The following is a 24,132-nucleotide window of genomic DNA, read 5'->3' as shown; positions in this document are numbered from 1 at the left end:
TAGCACGTACCCCTGGCTAAAACTTGCTGGGGACCCTGCGGTACTCCGAAGCATACGGGGCATGAAACCCGCGGGATCCTGGTAGCGGCAGCCGCACCAGCTTACTGAAATTTCAACGTTGAAATTGAAAGGATCTTGAAGAGAAAAGGGCATCCTTACCGGATCTGTAACGGTTATGGGTTTCGTTCAGGATAGAGAAGGATTGGCCCGGTCAACTAACTTCGGGGAGCCCAGCCACTAACGAGATCCGGCGGGTTCTATGCCTCGTGTCTATCCGAAATGCTCAGTGTCCCGCTACCTCACCGAAGCCAGAAGCTTTATCGATCTGTCCCTCGCTGGTGGACTATTCACCAATGGGGTTCGGGGGTATCCATTTAAAACTGTGTTACGGGTGTTACACGCGTTACGTCAATATTTAACTATATGATTTTAAAGGCTTTATTCATTGTTACACATTGATTCGTTGTTTGCCGATAGACGTGTTACATGACAAATAGGTGTTACATCAATAACTGCTTTGGCAGCAGCTTTTACGATGACTAAAAAGACTGTCATCTGACCAGAGCTCGCGCTTAGACGGTCAGCTGACGACGAGAAGCAGTCGATTAGTCTTGGCCCTCGCGAAAAGCTGACGTCTAAATTTGTCTACACGACGAGGGGGGATCAGGGAACGGATGCGATCCGACCTTGCCTGGCCTTGCAGTTGAGAGTGGATCTGGTAAATCTTAGTGATTGAAGCGCCCCCTATATCAGTGTTGAATGGCCAAAAATAGTCAGAGCACCAAGCCGTATTGCTTCAAGCTGACGCCAAGATCGGTCCTGGATGCTGGGAAATTAAAGAACTCAATGCTGTTGGGAAAAGGACGAAACAACACTAATGTCGATGATCGCAACAGAGGTCGATTCAGTCCGCGCTTCCCGCGCGGGTCACACCTTTCATGAGCGTTGGGCTGCGAGGAAAGCTCTCCAACTAGTCTTTCCCGATGACTGCTTATTTGCGATCGCTGTGGAAGGCATTTCCTCTACGGAGACCGCGAGCCCAGGAGCTAAAGCGGAAGAGGTAGCTGATCTCGTTCTATATTATGGTAATGGAGATAATTTTAGGACATGTGATCGGCTGGAGACGGTTCAATTTAAATACAAATTGCGAGCGGAAGCTGTCACAGCAATTTATCTTCGCAAAACAATCGAGAAATTTAGTGATACGATCTTAGGTTATGAAAAAGAGTTTTCGGTAACTAAGGTGGATAAAAAACTATCCTTCGTTTTCGTGACAAATTCAAATTTTACGGAGAGTCTATGGGAAGCAATCAGCTCTCTGATTGACGGATCTAAACCTAAGTCCTCGGGTGCGTCCACGCAGGCTAGGAACCTCAGACAATGGTGCGCCGATCGTGGTTTGTCTGACGTAAGTCGTCTTTTTTCTAGAATAGTTTTTAGAGCAGGAGAAAAGAGTCTTGCGGGTCAAGAGAGCTTACTTAAGAGAACTCTTACTGACTGGTCACCAGGCTCAGATTCAGAAGCTCGGCTTCGACTTTATGACCTGCAGGATTTAGTTTTAAAGAAGGCCGGACCAACTGGTCAAGGTAAGAATTTGATTCGACGTGAGGATGTTCTGGATGCAATGGATTGCGAACCAGAGGATCTTTTTCCAGCGGAGTCTCGTTTTATCGACGTTGGAGCAGTTGTAGAGAGAGCAGAGCTTACGATAATAAGTGATTTGATAAGGGCGTCAGATTTACCTATCTTCGCCCATGCAGAGGGTGGGGTGGGCAAAACTGTTTTTGTCCAAAGCCTGGCTGAAAGGATGGCGACAGAGTATGAGATAGTTATTTTTGATTGCTTCGGCGGCGGGGCCTATCGATCAGAAAATCAAGCGCGGCACTTACCTAAGATTGGGCTAGTTCAAATCGTCAACGAACTTGCTTCACGAGCACTATGTGATCCAATGCTCCCGGGGGGCGATGATAGTCGCAGAATTATTAAGGCGGCGTGCAGACGTTTTGCACAGGCGGCATTGGCAATCCGAACTCAATCAAAAAAGCTTGGCCTGCTTATTATAATAGACGCATCGGACAATGCTCAACTTGAGGCGGAATATCGTCACGAGGAGTCTTTTCCGACACGTCTTTTGTCAGCAATAGATGAAGATCCGATCGACAGTGTGAAGTTGATGTACACGGCACGCACTCATCGCAAGAACTCTGTCATTGGGCGAGCGCAAGTAAATGAGGTGGAGCTCGGACCCTTCAATGATTTGGAGGCTCGAGAGTTTCTAGCTGCTCGTAAGCCAAATGCTACCAGCGTGGAAATATCTACCGCTTTGGCGCGATCTGGGCGGAACGCACGAGTTCTCGATTATCTCGTGCAAACGTGGGATAAGAACGTAGTCGCAGATGTTACGGCAGATCCAATTTCTGTCCCTGAGATCATTGCTCAGCGCTGCAAGAAAATCGTTTCTGATCTCCATATAGCAGGTTGGTGTGATACAGATATAACGGAATTTTTCGTCGCACTATCACTTCTCCCTCCGCCAATTCCCCTCGAAGAACTAGCGGATGCGCTCGGATGGTCTGTGGCTCAAGTAAATACAGCCGCTTCTGATCTGGTTCCGATGCTAGAGATTTCCTCGCACGGAGCGATCTTTAGGGACGAGCCTACTGAAACATTCGTACGGGAGACTTACTCTAAGCAAACGAAAGCTCAAACAGTTATTGCTGATCGGCTCCTTTCTTCACAATCCACGTCGAGCTACGCGGCTGAAGCATTGCCGCACTTTTTAGTTGTTATCAATGACAGCGATAGAGCATTTGCCCTTGCTGAATCGTCCAACTTTCCAACAGCTGTACAGTCTGAATTCGGACGTCGAAGACTTTCACTCGCAAGACTACGTGCAGCTTTCAGACTGGCGGTCGCGCAAGATGACCTGGATCGAGTGCTCGGCTTGAGCATGCGGCTTGGACAAGTTGAAACTGCCAACATGAGAGGTGATGGTTATATTCTTAAATCACCAGCGCTTGCGATTATCCTTGGCGACTTCGATTCCTACCGCCGACTTTTCGCAAATCGCTCAGGCTGGCGTGGTGCGAGAAATGCTCGATTGACAATCGCGCACCGATTTGCGGGTAACCCCGATGAAGCCCAGATACAATGTGAAAGTACGATCCGCTGGATTAATTGGTATATGGGGCAGCGGCGCGACGAGACAAGCCGAGACCTTGAAGCACCAAATGTGGAGGATTATGTTGCGGTATTATTTCAGCATAGCGTTGAAGCAGAGTTCGCTAAAATTGACCGTAATCTATCTAATTGGAATACTCGTTTCTCGCTGGATGCAAGTGAAAAACTTCTGCAGTTGTTGGAGTTGTTTGATCAAGTAAATAATACGAAAATATTCTCTTTATTTTCTTCATTTGCGGCTTCTGATGTTTGCAAGTCTCGAGCGCTGAAGCTGTCATTTCTTTTGAGGCCTTGCTTGCTTAATAGGTCGCAAGTAAAAGGGTTGATAAAATCAATTGCTGCTCCCGAAAATTCTAAAATCGACCGGGCCGAAAGTTTTTCGAATAGCGATGAAGCCAGTTTTTATGAAACCAACGCCGCCTTTGCCGCATTGCTCTACAGCTCCCGAACCGGCGCAAGGACTATCATAAATGCAGCACCAATTTCTCGCCCGTTAAGTTACGAGTACGGCGAGCGTTTTGGCCACTCTAAAATCTGGCCCTCTATTTTCCGATCCTGTATTCGTGCGTGGTCCTCCGGGAAGCGATTGGCATTCCATGATCTACTGCCGCAAAACGTCAAGATAACTAAGCATGCTAAGGCAGCTGCGAATCGAATAGATTTGCTGAGATTTTTGAAGGGTCTTCGTGAGCCAGCAGCCAACGGAGTTAGTGATCGTCGAGATCGTAAGCTTAAAACAAAATTCAATGATCGTGAGTGTGAGGACATTAGCCAAGGTATATTCCTTGCGTATGAGTTGATCGCGCCGATCGAAAACGCGATCTTCGTGCACAAAAGCCTATCAGGTAGTACCTTTTCCGATTTCCTGGCTATATGGAATGAAAAAACTAGGTCGGGAATTAACTTGCGATCTGAAACGGCCGCTGACGCACTTGTTCGTGCAGTGGGATTTGGCTGCGCGAGTATATTGTTGCTACATTCGTCCGAGCCTTCAGTTGAAGACGTTAAGAGCCTAATCAGCTTGGTCTCTACAACAGGATTTGGGATTGAGCAAAAAATCAGTGTATTGCGTCAAATTGCTCATTGGTCATCCCTCCATGATCTTGCAGGGGCGTTTGCTCAGTATATTGCAGCACAAATACGCCTGGACGATGATATAGGGCGGCGTGGAGAAACATATGTAGATCTCGCTGCTTCCATAGTGTCGATGAGCATTGACGAAGCCCGTGGTTATTATCGACAGGGTTTGTCAGAGTTAGATCAGATAGGTGGGGAGAGTTATGAGCAAATCTATTCACTACTTAACTTTGCGAGTGAACAGCAAGGTGGGTTTTTAAAGCCCGAACTAGCTCAGCGGCTTATGAATTTATGCCAGCCTATCATCAATAATGAACCTAAAAAGTTTGGTTGGAAGCTGTTTGCACAAGCTGCTGCAAAAACTATAGGATTCCCGGCTCTCGCTAAGTTGGTACGTTGGCACGACCAAGATGTTGCCGATTTTTCGTATGGACTACCACAGCTCGCTTGTTTTCTTGCACAGGCCGGGCATCTCGATCCGCGGCGAGCCGCTTTTATTCTCGCTATTTGTGAGGATCATGGGTGGTGGGATTGGCAGACTGGAAGAGGCGTAGCGGATCTCCTAAAAAAAGCTAAACTATCGGATCAGAGGAAGATTTTTCATACGATTATCAATAAGTTGCGCGAAGTTAATTCTTTTGGTGGATGGGCTTCGCTTTGGGAGAGCATGCTTGAGACTGGTAAGCAATACCCAAATGCAATCACAAGCGATGAGTTGAAAGAGATCGATCAACTCTGGAAGGATGCAAAGCGAAAGCAGGATGAGTTCAATAAACGTAGTAGCTCCTCACCTAACGTTGTACACGCTCAAATAAATGCGCCTAGTGAAAACTATATTGAGCATTTCATCACAACACTCGTTGCAGCATGTGATCCTTCCTCCTCTATCGCAATTGACAACTCTCTCAAGTCCATATTGACCGAAGGGAAACTCCCTTATGATGCTAAACAGCGCTTTATAGTTAAGTTGCGTTTAGCATGCCCTTACTCTAAGCGTTTGGATTTTTTGCTCGCAATTTGTGATGCTGCTGAGCTTCGATTTGATCAGTCAATAGACATATTGAACGAGAGTTTTTCTTTTTGGAGTAGCTCATCAACGCATCTTGTTTTGGAAGCAAAAAAGCTGGTCGAAAGACTTTTTACAGCAAGGAGCACTGAGCTTTTTGAAGATCAATTTCCTAATATTGTCCGCGACCTACGCAAGATTTCCAGTCTGTGCGGAGACAAGCGTTTTGTGATGCAACTCGTTCTTCGTAAGATCACAGCAGACGGAGTTGATCTCGACGGGGACCATTGGTTGCAACTGGCCACTGCACTATGCGAGGTTACGACAGGGAAATCCGCTTTAGATGCGCTGGAACATTTATTGTCTGGTCCTACGGCTCGCATGGCCGACGAAATTGGGGAGGGCGCATTTTGCTCCGAGCAAGCAACTGTTGGCTCCGAAGAAGAACTCATTTCGGATCTCATTTGGCACCTCTTAGGTAACGACGATGGCTACATGCGCTGGAACGTCGCCCGACATTTAAATAGCCTTCATGAGCTTGGGCTGACTCATGAACTCAGTCTACTGCTTGATCGCTTCGACTATAGATCAGTTGCGTCAATGGCAACGGCTGAGAAAAATCTATCGTTCCAAAATTCTCAGCAATGGCTGCTAATGGGGTTAGCGCGTGTAACCCTGCGACATGGGCTGTCGGTACGTTTTCTCAAACCCAAACTAATGGATTTAGCAAAGCGATCCGATGTGCACGTTGTAAATAAGCTTCATATTGCTAGATGCTTAACCCATATAATTGACCCAGATATACAAAATTCATTTTTAGATGAATTAATTAATGAGATAAATGAGCCTAGGCACGGCATCATCGTTTCCGATAGCTACCCCGTTGCTGTAAAGTCGACATCAGACTTTAGCTTTGATTATGAGTTTACAAAGCATGAGGTCAGATCTCTTGCGCAACTGTTTGGTGTGGCTGAGGCAGTTGTTGAGGATGCTATTGCAGCGGAAATCAAACGTCTATGGCCGGAAGCTTCTTCAATGAGTTATTTTTCCGGCAATGAGCGATACGATTTAGGTCAGAGTGATAGATTCGAATTCTTTAGAGAGCATGTTCAGAGGCATGCTCTGTTAACTGTCGCTACTAATTTTTCAAAGTTGCTGCCAGTAGTGGTCCGTAGCTATGAGGTTGAAGAAGAGTCTCCTTGGCTAAGGTGGCGCAGATGCTACGATGTAACATTCGACGATGGCTCATGGTTGTCTGATCGGAAGGATCCAGTTCCCCAACAAGCAAAGGAAGAATTGTTAGGTAATCAAGTCAATCGACAAGATATATTGTTAGATCAAGAAGCGGTGTTGCGAAAATTAGGTCTCGTATTCAGTTCTAGCGAAGAGATGTTTCCATTGTATGGTCGTTGGTCATCGCCCGATGGAGTATCTGTAACGATTACATCCGCGCTTACGGATCGAAAGGGCGCATCGTCCCAATGCGTCGCTTTCTCGAAGAAAGCCAATCACGACATTTGGCTGCCACAGTTTTGGGATGACGGATATTATGATGTTCGGTCTCGACGAGGGAATCAATTTGATCCATTTGTGTGGGCACCCGACTCTCAAAATCTAGGTATTGACCAAGGCGAGGAAATTGCTGCTACGGGCCCAGGAAGGCGGCCACGTCTTGGAATAGAACTTACTAAAGAATTCGAGTTGATGAATGAGCCACTAAATGGAGAGTGGCGTGTAGGAGATGGAAGCCTCGCGCTGAGAAGCCAGGTTTGGGGCCGTTGGGTGCCTGATCCTGATCATCGACAATCTCATCACCAAGAGGATGGTGAGATTTTATGGGCCTCAAATGATTGGCTTGATAAAACATTGCTCAGTCTAAATCGGAAACTTATTTTTGTCGTGACACTTCATAAGTATAAGTCTTCACGAAGTTATAATCCCTCTAACGGAGCCAGGTCTGTTCTTGTTGGTCTGAGGTCGAATGATAGGTCGATGAGGTTGTGGTCTGCAAAGAAAGCATCTAGAGTAGATTTTTAGATTTTTAGAAACATATAGTGTAATTTGTCAGCGGTTATATAGGGGGCGATTGTCAAAAGATTATCTGTTGGTAATCTTTTTCCAAGTTCGCGGGGCTTTCGGAGTTAGTTGTTGTTGTGGTTTAGAATTACTGGCACTTTGAGTCTCGTACTGCTATAAGGGCTTAACTATATGTTTTTAATAGCACAGTAATTTGTAGTGATAACGGGCGCGGCTCGCTGGCGTGAACGACCATCTTTGGCCGAAAGTGCTCATAAGCCCAGGGCCCGCTATAGACCACTAACCGAAAGGCGTGAACCATTTTTGTAAGTACGGGATCTAGCGAAGCGGAAGCTGCTTAAGCTTCCGCTTCTCCATCACCCGCTCTTTCTTTTGAGCTGGAGGTCAATAAAATTGAGCTCTGCTTTGATTGCATCAATCGTGAGCGTCTCGACTTTGGTGTCTTTGTTTGCCCTTGCATTGAGCTTTTTCATGCCGGCTATGACGGCAATTATTCGGCTCAAGTGAAGCTTGCGGGCCTTCAGGTAATCAGGCATCTGAGCACTATTCTGTGGTGGTTTATTCATGGTTAGACCTATGGTTGGCCCGAAGCAGCCGACCCTCGCCGGTTGCTTCGGGGAAGGTTTGGGTTAGGCTGCCAATAGGTCAATCAGGCTGTGTTGGCTAGAGCGATCTGAGAGTTCTCGCCAGGTCCAGCTTCCAAAGTGCTCGCCCTGTTCAGGGATATCCAGCTTCATCAGTGCAACCGGGTCACGACTAATCAGGTTGCGTGCTGCCCACAGCTTACCGCCTGTCTCCAGCAGTGTTTTCGCGGCCTCATTCCATTGTTCTTCTAACACTGTGTTCGCCAGATGAGCCGCTTTGTTCTCGATCTTGGCGTGTTCTTTTTGTGCCTCCGTGATGTGCAGATCAATCGTCATCAACTCTTGTTCCAGCGCGGTGATGAGCAGTTGTTGACGGCGATGATGCTCAACCGCAGCCGTGAGGTTTTTTGCTGCCTTTTGAGCTTCGGCGTTTGCCGCTTTCTCGCCCTCCACATCGCCCCAGGCGACAGCCTGTGCATAAGCGGTGGCTGCGTCCGTTTCAGCTTGTCGAGCCTTTGCCATGTCTTCCTGATCGCTTTGGCGGACCTGCTGCAACCGGGTCTCGATGCTGCTGCGCTTTTCGTTGAGTTCCATCTCGTCCGCTTTCCAGTTCGCCATATCGCTGAGATAGCCGGCAGCCAGGCTCTCACGGTTTGCCAATGTTTCAAGGCGATCAATCTTCTGGTTCAGTGTTCTGATCTCCAGATTTCGCGAGTCGATGCGCCTTTTGTGATCGTTGATTTCATCTTGCACGGCCCGTTGACTGCCCTGCTGGATGACCTCTGGGCTTTCCAGCGCCTCTTCGAAGGGAGCCAGGTCAAGCCGAATGCTCTCCACTTCGAGTGTCAGTTGGTCGCGGCGGTCTTTCAGTTCTTGGATAGTGTTCATCTGTATTGTCTCTGGGTATTGCGGTTGATAGGGATTGTTGTCGAACGGCTGGCGAGGCCGGGAATGAGCCGGCGCTACCTCTATCAGCAGGCATGCCGTCAGGCGGCCTTGGCCTCACCTTCATTCGTTCCTGGAACCGTCTTCACCACGTAGCAGCGTTGAGGCCCTAACCCGGGAAGGCGAATCAAGCTGTACGCCTTGCCGTCACTTCCCGGCTCAAGCACGCCCCGTTGCAGCAGCTCCTTGTTGACCGCGCTGATGTTCATGCCCTTGAAGATTTCGGCCCTCCAGGCTTCAGGCAGCACGTAGTAGGTATTGGTGGTGTGCAGGGCATCGCCCATGCCGTGTTCCATCGTCTTGCGAAAGCCCAATCGATCAATCGTGCGTGGACCATGCTCGTCGATCTTGGCGGCGGCAGATTCCCACCGGGTGAAGCGGCTTTCCCCAAACCGCTCGATGACCTGATGCAATCGCGCCAAGATCGCATCACCCTCGAAATTACCGGCGCCCCCGCGCTCGGCCAGCCACGCATGCAGACACACACGTGCGCCGGTCGTGGCTGTGCCGTCAGGCCAGCCGGTGACGCCGAAAGCAGTGGCCAACTCTCCGGCCGCTGCTGCGAGGCCAAAGCGGAGGGCTGCGCGCTGGGCTTGTCCACTGGCCGAGGCGGGCAGGTTTTGGGTGATGAACTGTTCCACCGTGCGGCGCACGATCACTGTCCACCTGAGCATTTCCCCAGGCGCACACAGTGCGTGCAGGAAAGCGGTGAGGGGCGTGCCGTAATATTTGGCTACTCGGGCCTTGAGCGCATCGGAGAGGGCGGCAGCGTCCTCAAAACCATTCAGCACATCGAACATGCCGAGGCCTTTGCTGGCATCCGCAGGCACGGCAAGCATGCGCACCTCCATACCGGCTTTCAGCTCCTTGTTGGCATCCGCCATGTGCTGCGCCAACGTCTTCTCGCCGGTCGAGAGAAACAGCAAGCGCCACTCCTGTACCTGTCGGCCCGCTTGTCCTCGATCATTCGCCCGGGCCTTACCGGTGCCGTTACCGAGCATGTAAACCGTCTCGCCAATAATGCGTGGGTCACACATGCCAATTTCATCGAGCACCAGTAGGCCGTCTGAGTGAGCGGCGGCGATGGACTCCAGGGCGTTATCCGTGGAGCGCCACGAGCGCACCAGACGAGGCCCACCATAAACCGAGGCTGCGACTTGCAAGTGAGTGGTCTTGCCGCCGGAGCTGTCGCCGTAGAGGTGGAAGCCGCCCGACTCATGTCCAAGCATGTTCAACAGTGGGCCTGCAAAGGCCACAGAGACGACAAACGCTAAGCGGTGGTTGCCAACGCACAGCGCGCCGATTTGCTGCTGCCATTGCTCCAGAGAGCCGGCCTCGCTGATCGGTGGCAGTTGGGCACCGGCTTCATAAAAATGCAGGTGCTCGGCGTGTGAGCCGATCTGTTGTTCGGGTAGAAGGAATGCGTTGTCGTGCCAACCCAGGCGCGTTACCAGACGTGCGCGCTGGGCGCTGTCGAAGCCACCGAGGTAGCTCTGTAGATCGTTGCGGGCATTGCGTCCTGATCGGCTTCCGGCAAGGCGCAGGCCCATGTCTACCAGTGGACCGAGTACATCCTTGCCGAAGTCGCCGGTCATGGTTCGGGCCGGAATGTTCCAGCGCTTTTTGGCACCGTCCGGATCGTCGAACTCGACCAACAAACCCCAGTTGTGGCCTTTGTCGTCGCGAGTGCGGGCGATGATTTCGAGAGGCGAACACACAGGACGCGCCTCGCCATCATCGCCGGAATAAAACACCCCTTCAGGCGTCAGCCGAAAGCCACCCGGCAACAGATCATTTTTCGATTTCGCAGGGCGTTTGGCGGGTGCCTTGGTCTTTGGTTCTTGAGGCTCGGTGAACTCAGCAACACTGCCGAAAAACTCGCCGTTGCGTACCAGCTCGGCGACGTGGCCTGCGGTCCAGCCTTTGGTTAATGCATCCGCTGCATCGTCTCCGTCTGCCCATTTTCCACCTTTGACGAGTGTCGGCTTGCCGCCTTTGCTGCTGGGCTTGAGCTTGAATACGTCGAGCGAGATTCGTTGTACCGAGGCGGCGCCTAGCTCAATCAGCTTGAGCTCAATGGCGTCCATGCAGGTCTTGCCGCTGACATCGTTATCCGGCCACAGCGCAACGCTACGCCCTTTGAGCGGCGTCAAATCGGCCTTGTGCCAAGAGTTGGAGCCGTTCGGCCAGCACGTGGCGACGTAGTCCGGCATCAGCTCAGCAGCGGCATCAGCTGCTTTCTCACCCTCACACAACACCACGGGCGCATCGGCGCGCTGTGCCAGCTCATCCAGGCGCAGCAGTGGCCGAGGCTCTGGCAAGCCTTGCCAGCGCCATTGTGTGGCTTGCCCATCGGAGCGTTTGCACCAGGTCAACGGCGCAAAGACTTTTCGCGGCTTGCCGTCTTCATCGGGGCCCAGGTCGAAGCGATACAGCGCCATGACCGGGTGACTCTGAACATCGCGATAGATCCACACCTTCGACGGAGCGCCGTGTTGCCGGTGTTTGGTTGGACACTTGTTCATGGCCTCGGCCGGGATCGGTTGAATCGCGATCCACTCCGGCGTTGCGCTTTTGGCCGGTGCGCTTTTGGTGGTTGCAGATCCTGCGGAAACGCTGAGCAGATCTGCCAGTTTTTTACAGGCCTCAACGTCCGTGCCGCCGTCGATGTAACGCACCAGGTCGATCAGGTCGCCGCCCTTATCGCCGGTGGCAAAATCCGCCCAGGTGCCTTTGCTCAAATTGACCTTGAGTGAGCCCGCACGTTTGTCCGTGCGCGTGGGATTCGGTGCGGTGTATTCCTTGCCGCCGTCGACGCGTTTGCCATTTGGGAGCCAGTGAGAAAGCACGCGGTCAATATTCTTCAAGGCTGCGCTTTTTACGTCGGCAAAGCTCGGACGTTTTGAGGTGTTGCCGGTGCGTTGAGTCATGGGGCGGTCCTCGACTCAAGCAACGCCTCGTTCACGTCATCGATCAGCGCTTTGGCCATCTCGCCGAGGTAGAACGCAGGCCAACTAAAACGCTCGCCCGCATCGCTGATGGCGGCGTCGAGGATCAGTTGATTGGCGTGGTGCAGAATTTGAGAGACGGCTTCAAGTGCGTCTTCCAGCGGGATACCGGCGTTCACCCGAAACAGGTTTTGGCCGTTACCGTTGGCAGGGGAGAACTCGGAGCGTCCACGCGTGCTGGAATGGGTCACAGCGCACCGCCTTTCTGGCCCATCGGCACAGAAGAGGCATCACCGTACATGGTGAGTGTTTTGATCAAACCCAAGGTGCCGCGCACGTCCCAAATTACGGATGACAGCACGCGGTTCGAGAGCTGGGGTTTATCGCTGTCTAAGTGATCCTCCAGCAGCATGAGAACTGAATTGGCACGGTCGAGGGCACAGGTGATGGCGTCGATAGGCAGGCCAGCTTCGGCGTCCTGGCTGACGCAGAGTAGATCTTCGGGGAGTGCAAAGCCTGGGAGCATGCTCATTGGGCACCCCCTGCGGCTTCCAGGGCGCGAGCCCTGGACATATGGGAGTTGTAACGGGAGAGGCGTGTAGCGAGGCTGGAGTTGGCGTGTAAAGCGGCGAGAGCCATTGCTCGATGAGCGGCGGCGCGAAATTTGGACGGATTGAGTGCGTGCATTTGGTGAAGCTCCTGTATGTGAGGAGCTGCCACTGATCGTCGCCAAACGAATTAGGGTGGCAGCTGTGCGCAGGTTGGCGAACCGGGCATACAGGACCCCGGCAGACCCGAAGGTCTCCCACGCACAGCCGCCATAAAGCAGGAATGCGGGCACAAAAAAAGCGCCTGCAATCGGTATGGGGGCGCCTGTGCGCCTGCATGTACTCGGGTCGCCAAACCCGATCGCTGAATTTGCAGCGACGGTCAGAGAGTAACGCCCGTTTTTTGAAAGTGCAACTGTGCAGATGACTTGCGGATTTTTTCGAGGCGACATAAATTGTTCAGGCATGTAGATTTACCTCAACGCCTCCGGTTGCCGCCGGGGGCGTTTTCATTTCAGGCATGGACTTCCCAGCTCAGGGAAACAAAGGGCAAGAAGTCGCTATCTAGGCAGGCCCGTGCATCCTCGTAGGCGTCGATTTGTTGGCCTTCGTCGACAATGATTGCTTGAGGGGCTTGGCAGGGAACTGACAATGCGCACCAGATGCCATCGGCCCATCGCATCACCATCACGTCTCGATTCAGGCGTTTTTGCTCTGTGCGGTAGCGCTCAAAACGCTGCATGCCGCGTGATGAGAAACCTACTTTTCTGAGTACAGAAAAGGGCTGCAAGATGGCCCTGTTGGCAACACGACTTTTCATGCTGCCACCTGATTGCGGGCTGCGATGCGTGCCAGTGTCCATGCCTGAACTTCCCCCAGTACCCACGCAACCGGAGCGCTTCGCGCATTGCTGTTACTCAGCTTTACCGGCAACGGGAATCCGCTTTCAGGTTGACGCATCAGCTTGTAGATAGTCGGGCGTGCCAGCCCTACGATTGAAATGACCTCGGGCATGCGGATGAGGGTCATGGAGGGATCATGCGAGGGAATTACTTTTAATACGGTAGTCATAGCGAGCTAACCCTTTGTTAATTGAGACAACGGGTCATACGCTACGCAGGGGAGGGGGAGTGGACTGTGTCTTCTCCCTTTTATTTCAGAGGTCTAAGGCCCAGACTGATCAAGTGCTCTCGAATGGTTTTTTTCGTGCCGTGGCCCGCCTGGTCGAAAAGCAGATTGGTCAGTTCAGCATCGGTCAGACTGCGCTTTTCACTTCTCCGGCCGTTAATGATTTGCTCAGCAGCCGCCTTGATTTTTGCTCGCCTGTCCATAGCCAAGGTCTGTATCGCGGAGCTGGGGTTTCGGTTCCCATTACCTGCTTCCTGGCCCCTTCTCGTCGCCTTTGTCGACAAGGCATCGTCGAGAATTCGATGCATCAGGTTTGATGTGTTGAAGCCTTTTTTAAACACATCCATCTGCTCCACCTGGCGATAAAGACTCGCCATCAGTAGCGCCTGATTCGCCTCGCCTAGCAATGTCGCGAATTCTTCTCGTGCCCTGATCTCGTTTCCGCTGCTGCGGTCCCGCTCTTTTTCGATCAGGGCAAGGTACCGGCGGGGTGAGTCATGTTTCAGCTGCTCTATCAGGTCTGCATCAATACCGTAAGTGGTGAGCTCAAGGTCGAACAGCCAATTTGCAAGCGTCTCCACAGCCTGCGTTCCCATTATCAGTGCAAAGGTCGCCGCAAGCTGTGAGTCTGCTGCGGAATGACTAACCCCAAGAAACCGTCGAATGACATTGGGCAATGAGCCCGCCTCTGCATAACTGGCATGCTCGCTAATGGGATCGCGAAGTCGATAAAGGGTTCTTGTTACCGACTCTGCACACGGAGCGTAGGAGCCCTCCTCAAGCCAGAACGACGTAGCGGTGTTGATCAGATCGAAGGCATCATTGAAGTGTTCGTTGAATTGCGGAAACAGCACAAGATTGCGAACGGCTGCCTCGACGTCGTCCTGATCCCACACCAGGCACGTTACGTCGAAGCCTGCGATTTCAAGTTCAAGCTCTTCTGCCTCGATGTCCCGCTCAAAGTCCATTTAGATCTCCCCTCCGCCCCGAAGCCGGTAGGCTGTTACAGCGATTCGCAGATGGAAACGCTGATGCCAGCAGGGTTGAGAGTGTGGCCTTTCTGTAACACGACTGCTCGATGTAACACGTGGTGCTCAGAAGTTTTGCAGCGCGTGTAACGCTGAGTATTTTCAATAAATACAATGGGTTATTGATATGCGTAACACGGGTAACACCCGTAACACGATTTTTGAGGGGGTATAGGGTTAACGGCTTCACACGGCCTTCCCAAATTGACCTTGCACTACATTTCCGGCCTCTAGGGAATCAAGGTGATCGGCGTACCATTGCATCATTTTTACGCGTTGCTCAAAGTATTGGGCCTTGTTGTATACCCCCGAGATGCCTTCCTCTTTGTGAGCCAACTGCGCTTCAACATGTTCCTTCGGCCAGCCATGTTCTCGAAGTAACGTGCTCGCGGTGTGTCGAGTACCGTGTCCTACTAGACGCCCTTTGTAGCCGATGGTAGCGAAGACTTTGTTGATTGTGTTTTCGCTGATGGTTGGGTTCTTTGCTCCGACGCCGGGGAAAAGCCAGCGACTCCGTCCCGTTAAACAGTGCAGGTCCCTCAGTGCTGTAACGGCTTGGTGGGGAAGGGGGCATACAAAATCCCGGCGCATCTTCATCTTGGCAGCAGGCGTCGTCCAAATGGCCTTCTCAAGGTCGAACTCTTTCCATTCAGCCAAGCGGACCATGCCTGGGCGGGATGCCGTCCAGATACAAAGCCATGCGGCGGTACGTGCCGTCAGTCTGCTCGGAGTGTTTTTGAGTGCTTGGAGAAACTCAGCGAGTTCAGGCTCCAGCAAGTGTGGATGCTGCTGAGTCTTGGGCGCCTGGGCGGCAATGTCGCGAAGGCGGCTGCCCGGATCGTTTTCGGTGAGTCCTAAACCAATCGCTCGGCCGAAGATTTGGTTGATCCAGGTGCGGCACTTTTCTGCCACGTTGTGAGCGTCTCTAGCTTCGAGGGATGCCTGGAGATCTGCACAGTCGGTGCGGGTGATTTCGTCGAGGGGCTTATCTCCCAATGCCGGGAGTATGTCCTTGTCGAGGTAGGTGCGGATTTTGTGAAGGGTAGAGGTTGCGAGGCCCTTTTCTTCTTTGGCCTTGAGCCAAGCTTCAGCAGCAACTCGAAACGTTCGAGCCTTGGCCGCATCGATTGCAGCTTTAGCGGATCGTTTCTGCTCAAGGGGATCGGCGCCGCTACTCACCACTTTGCGTAGATCGGCAGCTTTCTCTCTTGCCAGCGCACCACTGACCTCTGGGTAACCCCCGAGCCCCATCCAAGCCCAATTGCCCGCCGGACGTTTGTAGCGTAGCTGCCAGGATTTACCACCATCAGGTTTGACCCTGAAGTAGAGGCCGTTTCCGTCTAGCTCCCGGTATTCCTTTGACTCCGGCTCCAGCCCTGCAAGCGTCGTGTCTGCGAGAGGGCGGCGCTTGATATCTGCGCGCTTCATCCTTGTATCCCAAAGTTCGGTATTTTTCTCAGGATACAAGCAGGGATACAGGGATACAACGGATAAGGGGATACAGAGGTAGAAAGCCAGACACAAAAAAACCGGCTCAAGTGGCCGGTTTTTCTGGGTCTGAGAGTCTGGTAGAGACTTTCAGATACTGCTATATGGTGCCCCGAGGGAGACTCGAACTCCCACTCCTTTCGAAAACGGATTTTGAATCCGCCGCGTCTACCAATTCCGCCATCAGGGCTCAATGGCGGCGAAGTATAGAGATGAGATTACCGTTGGTCAATCACGTTTCATGGTCAATTTTCACTATTTCCGCTAGACTTCCCGGCCCTGCTAGACGAACCCCATCATGCGCGTTGCTGACTTTACTTTTGAGCTCCCTGATTCGCTGATCGCTCGCCATCCTTTGGCCGAGCGTCGCGCCAGTCGACTGCTGACCCTGGACGGGGTCAGTGGTGCCCTCGCACACCGTCAATTCACTGATTTGCTTGAGCATTTACGCCCGGGCGACTTGATGGTTTTCAACAATACCCGGGTGATTCCGGCTCGCCTTTTCGGCCAGAAAGCGTCCGGCGGCAAGCTGGAAATTCTGGTGGAGCGGGTGCTGGACAGCCATCGCGTGCTGGCCCATGTGCGCTCCAGCAAGTCGCCGAAACCGGGTTCGAAGATCCTTATCGATGGCGGTGGCGAAGCTGAGATGCTCGCCCGTCACGATGCGTTGTTCGAGCTTGGGTTTGCCGAGGAAGTGTTGCCACTTCTTGAGCGTGTCGGCCACATGCCGTTGCCTCCTTATATAGACCGCCCGGACGAAGACTCGGACCGAGAGCGCTATCAGACGGTGTATTCCGAGCGCCTGGGCGCGGTGGCTGCACCGACGGCGGGGCTGCATTTCGATCAGCCGCTGCTGGATGCGATTGCCGCCAAGGGTATCGAGTCGGCCTTTGTGACCCTGCACGTGGGGGCCGGCACGTTTCAGCCGGTGCGTGTGGATAACATCGAAGACCATCACATGCACAGCGAATGGCTGGAAGTCAGCCAGGAAGTGGTGGATGCGGTCAATGCGTGCAAGGCGCGCGGCGGACGTGTGGTGGCGGTCGGTACCACCAGCGTGCGTTCGCTGGAAAGCGCGGCGCGCGATGGCGTGCTCAAGCCGTTCAGTGGCGACACCGATATCTTTATCTACCCGGGCCGGCCGTTCCATGTGGTCGATTGCCTGGTCACCAATTTCCATTTGCCGGAATCCACGCTGTTGATGCTGGTGTCGGCCTTCGCGGGTTATCCCGAAGCCATGGCCGCCTATAAAGCCGCCATCGAGCATGGATACCGTTTTTTCAGCTACGGTGATGCGATGTTTATCACCCGTAATCCGGCGCCGCGCGGCCCAGAGGAACAATCATGAGTCGTATGTCGTTTGAATTGCTGGCCACGGATGGTAAAGCTCGCCGCGGCCGTTTGACGTTCCCTCGCGGTACCGTCGAGACCCCGGCCTTTATGCCGGTCGGTACCTACGGCACCGTAAAAGGCATGCTGCCACGGGATATCGTTGCCACCGGCGCCGAGATCATCCTGGGCAACACCTTCCACCTGTGGCTACGCCCGGGCACCGAAGTGATCAAGAAGCACGGTGACCTGCACGACTTCATGCAGTGGAAAGGCCCGATCCTGACCGACTCCGGTGGTTTCCAGGTGTTCAGCCTGGGCGCCATGCGCAAGATCAAGGAGGAGGGTGTGACCTTCGCCTCCCCGGTGGACGGCGCCAAGGTGTTCATGGGGCCGGAAGAGTCGATGCAGGTCCAGCGCGACCTGGGCTCCGACATCGTGATGATTTTCGACGAATGCACGCCGTACCCGGCCGATGAAGATGTGGCACGGGTCTCGATGGAGCTGTCGTTGCGTTGGGCCCAGCGTTCGAAGAATGCCCATGGCGATAACACCGCTGCACTGTTCGGTATCGTGCAGGGCGGCATGCATGAAAGCTTACGCAAGCGCTCCCTGGAAGGCCTCGACAAGATCGGCTTCGACGGCCTGGCCATCGGCGGTCTGTCGGTGGGCGAGCCCAAGCACGAGATGATCAAGGTGCTGGACTACCTGCCGGGCCTGATGCCGGCTGACAAACCTCGTTACCTTATGGGCGTTGGCAAACCGGAAGATCTCGTAGAGGGTGTGCGCCGCGGTGTGGACATGTTCGATTGCGTGATGCCAACCCGTAATGCCCGCAATGGGCATCTGTTCATCGATACAGGCGTGCTGAAGATCCGTAACGCGTTCCATCGCCATGATGAATCGCCGCTGGATCCCACCTGTGATTGCTACACCTGCCAGAACTTCTCGCGCGCTTATCTGCATCATCTGGACAAGTGCGGGGAAATGCTGGGTAGCATGTTGAATACCATCCACAATTTGCGTCACTACCAAGTCCTGATGGCTGGTTTGCGCGAGGCTATTCAACAGGGTACATTGGCCGCCTTCGTCGATGCCTTCTATGCCAAGCGCGGGCTGCCTGTGCCGCCCTTGGACTGAGTTTTCCGACCCTAAGATTCACTATTTGCAACTGGAGTGCTAAATGAGCTTTTTTATCTCTAATGCCATGGCTGATGCCGCTGCACCGGCCGCTGCCGGCCCGTTGGGCGGTGGTTTTGAGTGGATTTTCCTGGTCGGCTTCCTGGTCATCTTCTACCTGATGATCTGGCGTCCACAGGCCAAGCGCGCCAAAGAGCAGAAGAACCTGCTGGGCAGCTTGCAGAAAGGTGACGAAGTCGTGACCACCGGCGGCATCGCCGGCAAAATCACCAAAGTGTCCGACGCTTTCGTGGTTCTGGAAGTCTCCGACACCGTAGAAATGAAGTTCCAGAAGGGCGCCATCGCCGCCACGCTGCCAAAAGGCACGCTCAAAGCGATCTGAGTAACAACCTTTACCAATCGACGGGGCGCGCAAGGCGCCCCGCGTTATAAGCGGGCGGCGTGATGCTGAACAAATACCCTCTGTGGAAATACGTACTGATCCTGGCGGTGCTGGCGATCGGTTTTATTTATTCCGCTCCCAATCTCTATCCTGATGACCCGGCGATCCAGATCACTGGCGCCAGCACTGCGCTGCAGGTCAATCAGGCTGATCTGGACCGTGCGAGCAAAGCGCTCACCGACGCGGGTATCCAGGTTAAAGCGGCAAGTTTGGCTGCTGATGCGAAGGGCGGCTTGTTGCGCCTGACCAAGCAAGAAGACCAATTGCCGGCCAAAGATGTTGTGCGCAAGGTCATGGGTGATGACTACGTCGTCGCGCTGAACCTGGCTCAGACCACGCCAAAATGGCTGCGCGCGATTGGCGCACACCCGATGAAGCTGGGTCTGGACTTGTCCGGTGGTGTGCACTTCCTGCTGGAAGTGGACATGGACAAGGCCCTCGACGCTCGCCTGAAAGTCTACGAAGGCGATGTGAAGAGCCTGCTGCGTAAAGAGCGCCTGCGTTATCGCAGCCTGCCGCAGCTCAACGGCGCCATCCAGCTGGGCTTTGCTGACGAAGCAACCCGCGAACAGGCCCGTGCACTGATCCGCAAGAACTTCAACGATTTCGACATTGTTCCGGCCGACCTCAATGGTCAGGCGGTACTGCGTCTGGCGATGACCCCGGCCAAGCTGGCGGAAATCCGTGAATACTCCATCAAGCAGAACTTGACCACGGTACGTAACCGCGTCAACGAGCTGGGTGTGGCCGAGCCGATCGTTCAGCGCCAGGGTGCCAACCGCATCGTGGTTGAACTGCCGGGCGTGCAGGACACTGCTGAAGCCAAGCGTATCCTGGGTAAAACAGCCAACCTGGAATTCCGTCTGGCAGCTGAGCCGGGTGCTACCCGCGCCACTGCCGAAGAATTCGAGTTCCGTGAAGGCAACCGTCCACCTGCACTGATCGAGCGTGGCTTGATCATCACCGGTGACCAGGTGACCGACGCCAAGGCCGGTTTCGGCGAGCACGGTACGCCTGAAGTGAACATCCGCCTGGATGGCCACGGCGGCGAACTGATGAGCCGCGCAACCCGCAGCAACGTCGGTCGCAGCATGGCGGTGATCTTCATCGAACAGCGTCCTGTCACCACCTACACCAAGCAAGTGGTCGACGGCGTCGAGAAAGACGTACCGGTACAAACCTTCAAAGAAGAGAAGAAGATCATCAGCCTCGCGACCATCCAGTCGCCGCTGGGTGCTCAATTCCGCATCACTGGCCTGAACGGCCAGGGTGAGTCGTCCGAACTGGCGCTGCTGCTGCGTGCCGGTGGCCTGGCGGCTCCGATGTACTTCGCTGAAGAACGCACCATCGGCCCGAGCCTGGGTGCTGACAACATCACCAAGGGTATCGACGCTGCGCTGTGGGGCATGCTGTTCGTTTCCCTGTTCATCATCGCCATCTACCGCTTCTTCGGCATCATCGCCACCGTCGCGCTGGCGGGCAACATGGTGATGCTGCTGGCCCTGATGTCGCTGCTGGGTGCAACGCTGACCCTGCCGGGTATCGCCGGTATCGTACTCACCATGGGTATGGCGGTGGACGCCAACGTACTGATCTTCTCGCGGATTCGTGAAGAGATCGCGGCGGGCATGACCGTGCAACGGGCAATCAACGAAGGCTTCGGCCGGGCATTTACCGCGATCCTCGATTCCAACCTGACCACTCTGTTGGTCGGCGGGATTCTCTTTGCCATGGGCACCGGCCCGGTCAAAGGTTTTGCGGTGACCATGTCCCTCGGTATCTTTACCTCGATGTTCACGGCCATCATGGTGACCCGCGCAATGGTCAACCTGATCTTTGGCGGACGTGACTTCAAGAAGTTGTGGATTTAAGGGGCTGCCATGTTACGTACAATCAACTTCATGGGCGTTCGCAACGTTGCGTTCGGCTTCACCATGCTCCTTACCGTTCTGGCGTTGTTCAGCTGGTTCCATAAGGGCCTGAACTACGGTCTGGACTTCACTGGCGGTACGCTCATCGAGCTGACCTACGAGAAGCCGGCCGACGTTAGCCTGGTGCGCAACGAGCTGGTCAAGGCCGGCTATCACGAAGCCATCGTGCAGAGCTTTGGTGCAACCACCGACCTGCTGGTGCGGATGCCCGGCGAAGACCCGCAACTGGGTCACCAGGTAGCCGAGGCCTTGCAGAAGGTCGGCGGTGACAACCCGGCGTCGGTCAAGCGCGTCGAGTTCGTGGGCCCGCAAGTGGGTGAAGAGCTGCGCGACCAGGGCGGCCTCGGCATGCTGATGGCGCTGGTCGGCATCATGATCTACCTGGCTTTCCGCTTTCAGTGGAAGTTCGGTGTCGGCGCCATTGTGTCGCTGATCCACGACGTGATCGTGACCGTGGGCATCCTGGCCTACTTCCAGATCACCTTCGACCTGACGGTATTGGCGGCGGTGCTGGCGATCATTGGTTACTCCCTCAACGACACTATCGTGGTATTCGACCGGGTTCGTGAGAACTTCCGGGTACTGCGCAAGGCGACGTTGATCGAGAACATCAACATCTCCACCACCCAGACCCTGCTGCGCACCATGGCGACCTCGATCTCCACCTTGCTGGCGATTGCCGCACTGATGGTGTTCGGTGGCGACAACCTGTGGGGCTTCTCGCTGTCGCTGTTCATCGGCGTACTGGCGGGTACCTACTCGTCGATCTACATCGCCAACGTGGTACTGATCTGGCTGAACCTCAACAGCGAAGACCTGATCCCTCCTGCCAGCACCGGCAAGGAGGTCGACGACCGCCCTTGATGGGCGATTGTTGATCTGCTGTTACAAATAAGGCGCGAGTATTGAACTCGCGCCTTTTTTTTTGCTCCAAGGCTGGGTATAGCGCGGATCGTTCGGTCCGTTTGTGATGGTCAGGAGGTTCACGTGAACAAGTCGTTACTGGTTGGTGCGGTATTGGGTGCTGTCGGTGTGACTGCCGGGGGTGCTGTTGCCACCTACAGCCTGGTAAAAAGCGGCCCTGAGTATGCGCAAGTGCTGGCGGTGCAGCCGGTGAAAACCCAGATTAAAACCCCGCGTGAGGTCTGCAAGGACGTTGCGGTAACCCGGCAGAAGCCTGTGCAGGATCAGCATCAGATCGTCGGTACGGTGGTCGGTGCGCTGGCGGGCGGCCTATTGGGTAACCAGGTCGGCGGCGGTAATGGCAAGAAGCTGGCCACGGTGGCCGGTGCGGTCGGTGGTGGTTATGCCGGTAACAAGGTTCAGGAAGGTATGCAGAACCGCGATACCTACACCACCACGCAAACCCGTTGTAACACCGTTAACGACATCAGCGACAAGGTTGTCGGGTACGACGTGCGTTACACCCTGGACGGCAAGGAAGGCTCTGTGCGCATGGATCGCGATCCAGGTAACCAGATCCCGGTCGACAAGGAAGGGCGTCTGGTTATTGGTCAGAACCAGCCGCAGCAGTAATTTCAGGTATAAAAAAAGCACCCCTAGGGGTGCTTTTTTGTGCTCGCTCGCTTAGCGCTTCAGCGAAGCCGGCAGGTGCGGCTGGATCGCCGTCAGTACTGCCTTGAAGCATTTGGTGTTGCCAGCAACCACGTGGCCTTTCTCAAGGAAGTCGTGACCACCGGTGAAGTCGCTCACCAGGCCGCCGGCTTCTTGAATCAGCAGTGCGCCTGCCGCCATGTCCCACTCGGACAGGCCCGACTCCCAGAACGCATCAAAACGACCGGCAGCCACATAGGCCAGGTCCAGGCTGGCTGCACCGGCGCGGCGGATGCCGGCGGTCTGGCCAACCAGGGCGCGGAACATGCCCAGGTAGTTTTCCAGGTTGTCCATCTGGTCGTCACGGAACGGGAAGCCGGTACCCAGCAGGGCGCCGTCGAGGCTGGTACGACCGCTGACACGCAGGCGGCGACCGTTCAGTTGGGCGCCACGGCCACGGCTTGCAGTGAATTCTTCCTGGCGAACCGGGTCCAGCACAACGGCGTGTTCCAGGCGGCCACGGTATTTGCAGGCAATGCTCACGGCAAAGTGCGGGATGCCGCGCAGGAAGTTGGTGGTGCCATCCAGTGGGTCGATGATCCACAGGTAGTCTTCGCCTTCGCCGCTACCTTTGTGCAGGCCGGTTTCTTCACCGAGGATGCCGTGGGTAGGGTAGGCCTTGCGCAGCGCGTCGATGATTTTCTGCTCGGCGGCGCGATCCACCTCGGATACGTAATCCTTGGCGTCTTTTTCGTCGACCTTGATGGTATCCAGGCGCTCGATGGAGCGGAAGATCAATTCACTGGCGCTGCGGGCGGCGCGCAGCGCGATATTCAGCATGGGCTGCATGGATGTGTCACCTAAGGTTGTTAAAGAAAGCCGAGCATTCTAGCAGAAACTTTCTTCAGGTGAAGGACGACGTTACCTTTCATGGCATAACCTTAGGCTGTTCTGTAAGATTTGCTCCCCTTTCCCGTGTCCGAGAGCGCCTCCCTTGCTGCAAAACATCCGTGTCGTCCTCGTCAATACCAGTCATCCCGGCAATATCGGCGGGGTGGCGCGAGCCATGAAGAACATGGGGCTGACGCGCCTGGTGCTGGTCGAGCCGCGTGTGTTTCCGCACCACGAGGCCGATGCCCGCGCGTCTGGCGCCAATGACATCCTCGAAAAAGCCCAGGTCGTCGCCACTTTGGAAGACGCCCTGGTTGGCTGCAATCTGGTGCTCGGCACCAGCGCTCGCGACCGTCGCATCCCCTGGCCACTTCTGGATCCTCGCGAATGCGGGACCAAGGTCGTGGAAGAGGCTGCCGGCGGCGCTGAAATCGCCTTGGTATTCGGTCGTGAAGACTCCGGCCTGACCAATGAAGAGCTGCAGCGATGTCATTATCACGTGCACATTCCATCAGACCCGGAATTCAGTTCGCTGAACCTCGGGGCAGCGGTGCAGGTGTTGAGTTATGAAGTGCGCATGGCCTGGCTGGCTGCAGAAGGCCAGCCGAGCAAGGTAGAGAAGGACGAGGTTGCATCGACCAAGAGTGGCGAACTGGCCACCATGGACGAGCTGGAACGCTTCTATGAGCACCTGGAGCAAACCCTGGTGGCCATCGAGTTTCTCGATCCGGAAAAGCCGCGGCACTTGATGGCGCGCCTGCGCCGGCTATACGGACGCAGCTCGGTCAGCCGGGCGGAAATGAATATATTGCGTGGCATCCTCACGGAAACCCAGAAAGCGGCCCGTGGCGAGCTTCTTAAGCGGAAGGATTAAAA

The 24,132-nt window shown here is 54.4% G+C and carries 18 protein-coding genes and 1 tRNA gene; 8 read left to right on the top strand and 11 right to left on the bottom strand.

The window, feature by feature from the left end; all coding sequences use genetic code 11:
• The first annotated feature begins 877 nt into the window (after positions 1–877).
• On the top strand, positions 878–7,300 hold the full coding sequence (locus tag M2400_RS10780) for a hypothetical protein (protein WP_259196288.1): 6,423 nt from the start codon (positions 878–880) through the stop codon (positions 7,298–7,300).
• Positions 7,301–7,656: 356 nt separating this feature from the next.
• On the opposite strand, the gene M2400_RS10775 is transcribed toward M2400_RS10780, so the two are convergent.
• The 10 genes from M2400_RS10775 to M2400_RS10730 all read right to left on the bottom strand — a co-directional run bounded on the left by M2400_RS10775 (position 7,657) and on the right by M2400_RS10730 (position 16,159).
• Positions 7,657–7,866 (bottom strand): hypothetical protein, encoded by a 210-nt coding sequence (locus M2400_RS10775; protein WP_259196289.1) that lies wholly within the window; start codon positions 7,864–7,866, stop codon positions 7,657–7,659.
• Positions 7,867–7,929: 63 nt separating this feature from the next.
• Positions 7,930–8,772 carry a chromosome segregation protein SMC gene (locus M2400_RS10770; protein ID WP_259196290.1) on the bottom strand — a complete coding sequence of 281 codons (843 nt, stop codon included), beginning with the start codon at positions 8,770–8,772 and terminating at the stop codon, positions 7,930–7,932.
• Between the two features lie 98 nt (positions 8,773–8,870).
• Positions 8,871–11,759, bottom strand: a complete 2,889-nt coding sequence (locus tag M2400_RS10765) for a DUF927 domain-containing protein (protein ID WP_259196291.1) — start codon at positions 11,757–11,759, stop codon at positions 8,871–8,873.
• On the bottom strand, positions 11,756–12,028 hold the full coding sequence (locus M2400_RS10760; RefSeq protein WP_017478646.1) for a DUF3077 domain-containing protein: 273 nt from the start codon (positions 12,026–12,028) through the stop codon (positions 11,756–11,758). Before M2400_RS10760 ends, M2400_RS10765 begins: the two co-directional genes overlap by 4 nt.
• Positions 12,025–12,309, bottom strand: coding sequence for a hypothetical protein (locus tag M2400_RS10755; RefSeq protein WP_112196686.1), 285 nt, complete (start codon positions 12,307–12,309; stop codon positions 12,025–12,027). Before M2400_RS10755 ends, M2400_RS10760 begins: the two co-directional genes overlap by 4 nt.
• Before the next feature lie 530 nt (positions 12,310–12,839).
• Positions 12,840–13,145 (bottom strand): hypothetical protein, encoded by a 306-nt coding sequence (locus M2400_RS10750; RefSeq protein ID WP_112196685.1) that lies wholly within the window; start codon positions 13,143–13,145, stop codon positions 12,840–12,842.
• Positions 13,142–13,396, bottom strand: coding sequence for an AlpA family transcriptional regulator (locus tag M2400_RS10745; protein ID WP_112196684.1), 255 nt, complete (start codon positions 13,394–13,396; stop codon positions 13,142–13,144). Before M2400_RS10745 ends, M2400_RS10750 begins: the two co-directional genes overlap by 4 nt.
• Before the next feature lie 80 nt (positions 13,397–13,476).
• On the bottom strand, positions 13,477–14,421 hold the full coding sequence (locus tag M2400_RS10740) for a hypothetical protein (RefSeq protein WP_112196683.1): 945 nt from the start codon (positions 14,419–14,421) through the stop codon (positions 13,477–13,479).
• Between the two features lie 246 nt (positions 14,422–14,667).
• Positions 14,668–15,909 (bottom strand): tyrosine-type recombinase/integrase, encoded by a 1,242-nt coding sequence (locus tag M2400_RS10735; protein ID WP_259196295.1) that lies wholly within the window; start codon positions 15,907–15,909, stop codon positions 14,668–14,670.
• A 165-nt stretch (positions 15,910–16,074) separates the two neighbouring features.
• Positions 16,075–16,159, bottom strand: a tRNA-Leu gene (locus M2400_RS10730).
• Between the two features lie 108 nt (positions 16,160–16,267).
• Here M2400_RS10730 and queA point away from each other — a divergent pair.
• The 6 genes from queA to M2400_RS10700 all read left to right on the top strand — a co-directional run bounded on the left by queA (position 16,268) and on the right by M2400_RS10700 (position 22,347).
• Positions 16,268–17,317 (top strand): tRNA preQ1(34) S-adenosylmethionine ribosyltransferase-isomerase QueA, encoded by a 1,050-nt coding sequence (gene queA / locus M2400_RS10725; protein WP_177047065.1) that lies wholly within the window; start codon positions 16,268–16,270, stop codon positions 17,315–17,317.
• 5 nt (positions 17,318–17,322) lie between these two features.
• Positions 17,323–18,438 (top strand): tRNA guanosine(34) transglycosylase Tgt, encoded by a 1,116-nt coding sequence (gene tgt, locus M2400_RS10720; protein ID WP_010176873.1) that lies wholly within the window; start codon positions 17,323–17,325, stop codon positions 18,436–18,438.
• Between the two features lie 43 nt (positions 18,439–18,481).
• Positions 18,482–18,820 carry a preprotein translocase subunit YajC gene (gene yajC, locus M2400_RS10715; RefSeq protein ID WP_076017553.1) on the top strand — a complete coding sequence of 113 codons (339 nt, stop codon included), beginning with the start codon at positions 18,482–18,484 and terminating at the stop codon, positions 18,818–18,820.
• 62 nt (positions 18,821–18,882) lie between these two features.
• On the top strand, positions 18,883–20,751 hold the full coding sequence (secD, locus tag M2400_RS10710) for a protein translocase subunit SecD (protein ID WP_010176872.1): 1,869 nt from the start codon (positions 18,883–18,885) through the stop codon (positions 20,749–20,751).
• Positions 20,752–20,760: 9 nt separating this feature from the next.
• Positions 20,761–21,675: a protein translocase subunit SecF gene (secF, locus tag M2400_RS10705; RefSeq protein WP_003210311.1), complete on the top strand. Its 915-nt coding sequence runs from the start codon at positions 20,761–20,763 to the stop codon at positions 21,673–21,675.
• A gap of 123 nt (positions 21,676–21,798) precedes the next feature.
• Positions 21,799–22,347 (top strand): glycine zipper 2TM domain-containing protein, encoded by a 549-nt coding sequence (locus tag M2400_RS10700; protein ID WP_003210309.1) that lies wholly within the window; start codon positions 21,799–21,801, stop codon positions 22,345–22,347.
• A 51-nt stretch (positions 22,348–22,398) separates the two neighbouring features.
• Here the strand turns inward: M2400_RS10700 and suhB are convergent, their stop codons facing one another.
• Positions 22,399–23,214, bottom strand: a complete 816-nt coding sequence (suhB, locus tag M2400_RS10695; protein ID WP_003175971.1) for an inositol-phosphate phosphatase — start codon at positions 23,212–23,214, stop codon at positions 22,399–22,401.
• 145 nt (positions 23,215–23,359) lie between these two features.
• Here suhB and trmJ point away from each other — a divergent pair, with 145 nt between their 5' ends.
• Positions 23,360–24,130, top strand: a complete 771-nt coding sequence (trmJ, locus tag M2400_RS10690; RefSeq protein WP_003210307.1) for a tRNA (cytosine(32)/uridine(32)-2'-O)-methyltransferase TrmJ — start codon at positions 23,360–23,362, stop codon at positions 24,128–24,130.
• Positions 24,131–24,132 lie beyond the last annotated feature (2 nt).

Source organism: Pseudomonas sp. BIGb0558 (genome assembly GCF_024807515.1).
GTDB lineage: Bacteria > Pseudomonadota > Gammaproteobacteria > Pseudomonadales > Pseudomonadaceae > Aquipseudomonas > Aquipseudomonas yamanorum_A.
This window is presented reverse-complemented; position numbering and strand designations above follow the sequence as displayed.